This is a genomic window from Mucilaginibacter sp. P4_E8 (genome assembly GCF_056401495.1).
In genome coordinates, this window is record NZ_JBFUJG010000319.1 from 1 (window position 1) to 2,103 (window position 2,103).

Annotated in this window: 2 protein-coding genes; both read left to right on the top strand. The window is 34.8% G+C overall.

Features of this window, described 5'->3' with window-relative positions:
• Nucleotides 1–1,299, top strand: a 1,299-nt coding sequence (locus AC1DRQ_RS30950; protein ID WP_477429882.1) for a hypothetical protein, incomplete at its 5' end; no start/stop codon positions are given.
• Nucleotides 1,300–1,355: 56 nt separating this feature from the next.
• Nucleotides 1,356–2,103 (top strand): hypothetical protein (locus AC1DRQ_RS30955; protein WP_477429884.1); only part of this gene is annotated, 748 nt, incomplete at its 3' end.

A 2,103-nucleotide genomic window follows, 5' to 3' on the forward strand; every position in this document is an offset into this window, starting at 1 on the left:
GAAAAAGTACTATCCTGCTATGCAAGATTGTTTTCAAGGCCCCGAATATTTGATCAATCATCAGCTGCTTGGAATGCCTTTACCAATTTTTCAGTTGTAGCAGAAGCATTTGTTGGTGAAATTGCTCCCGGTGGTGGGATGCTAAATAAAAATGATTTCGAATTGAATGTTCCGCAAATGACATTCAGTATTGATACTGAGTTTATTTTTGCCTTGAACATTATACAACCTCAAAACCAATCTTTTAAACTGCTTTTAGGTATATTTACTTCTGATGTTACCGTACATACACCATCAAACACCGATAATCTTATTACCTATAGCGTTATATATGGTGATACGGTAAAACCACAGCCTGTAAGTAACATTAAACAGAAGGATTTTATTAAATCTTTGAGCCTGTTATTTAATTTTTATACCTATAGTTCGCTTGAAAATCCAAAACATATCATATTTCAGCCTTATGATGATTATTATGAGTTTTGCAAACCGGAAAATATACAAGCAACAGCATTAGACTATACCAAAAAGGTTGATTATAGTGATAAAGTAACCTTTTCTTCATACGGAGAATTGGCTAAAAAGTACAGTTTTACCTATAAATCTGATTCAGATTACTTCAATTCTCTGTATTTTAATGATTATCAAGAGGTTTACGGTGCTTATACTGAAACTGATAGCTTAGGATCAACTGATGAATCAAAGGTTGAACTGATATTTTCACCAACACCTGTTGTTAATTTCGGTAATACAGGTAGAATTACCCCGGAAATATATAAACAAGATAGCAGTGGTAAAAAATCAGCATACATTTCAAACATCAGGATTTTATATTTCAATGGTAAAAAGAACTGCTCAGATTATCAGATTGGAAAAATGGTCTTTGATGGAACTAATTATAATTTCACACCATACGATTCAACTTATCAACTTAATTTTTATGGCCAAGCATCACACATAAGGTTATCATCAGGATTAACAGGTAATACATATGTATCAGATTTAAACTTTGGTGAAGCAAACAGGTATTACTTCCCGGCTGATGTTAACCAATTAGATAATACTCCTAATGCTTATCAGGCTTATTATCAAAACCAGATCAGGGAACTAACAGATGCAAATATGGTGTTGTTGGAAACTAAAGTTTTATTATCTGAAAATGATATATCAAATTTAGATATGCGTGTTCCATGTTTTATTAATAACCAGTATGGTAATGCTTATTATAAAGTTTTGGAAGTTGATTATACCAATAGGTTAGAAACATCAACGGTCAAACTACAAAAAGTAAATATCTAATAACAAGCGTATCGCCTTTCATAACTCCCTTCATACTATTTATTTAAAAATAGATTATGGCAGGTGGGAGTAATGATATCCAACAAAATATATTAGTAAATATTGGTGTTCAAGGCCAAGATGAAGTTACAGGTGCAAAAAAGGACATAGATAATTTAACCAATTCTTCTAAACAGGCTGGTAAAGTTGATTTAGCTGCACCAGTTAAATCATTAAGACAGGAACTAAGGAATGCACTCAATGAAACTCAACGTTTAGCAGCAGCAGGACAAACTGGTACAGCAGCATATAGGGAATCAGCACAGAGGGTTGCAGAACTTAGAAATACCATTGAAGATACGAATAGAAGTATCAAGAACTTTGATAAAGAAAATCGATTCCGTGTTTTCGCAACTGGTGCTGGTTTGGCTGCAAAAGCTGTGCAAGGTTATACTGCTGCACTACAATTTGCCGGGGTATCTGGTGATGATACGGCTAAAACTATTGCCAAGCTTCAACAAGTTATGGCGTTTGCTGATGCTATTGATTCACTTAAAGATTTAGGGGATACGTGGAAGGATTTGAAAGGTATTTTAGGACTTACCAGTACTGCAAATAAAGCTAATGCTGTATCCACTGCTGTTAATACCGTTGCAAATGAAGCTAATGCTGTTGCTGTAACTGAAAGTACTGTTGCAACAGAGGCTAATGTAGTTGCCGTTGAAGGTAATGCTATTGCTCAAACCGTTAATGCTACAGCTACTGAAGCTGCAGCTACTGCTACGAAAGGGGCAACGTTAGCGACTAAAGCGTTCAGTACCACAT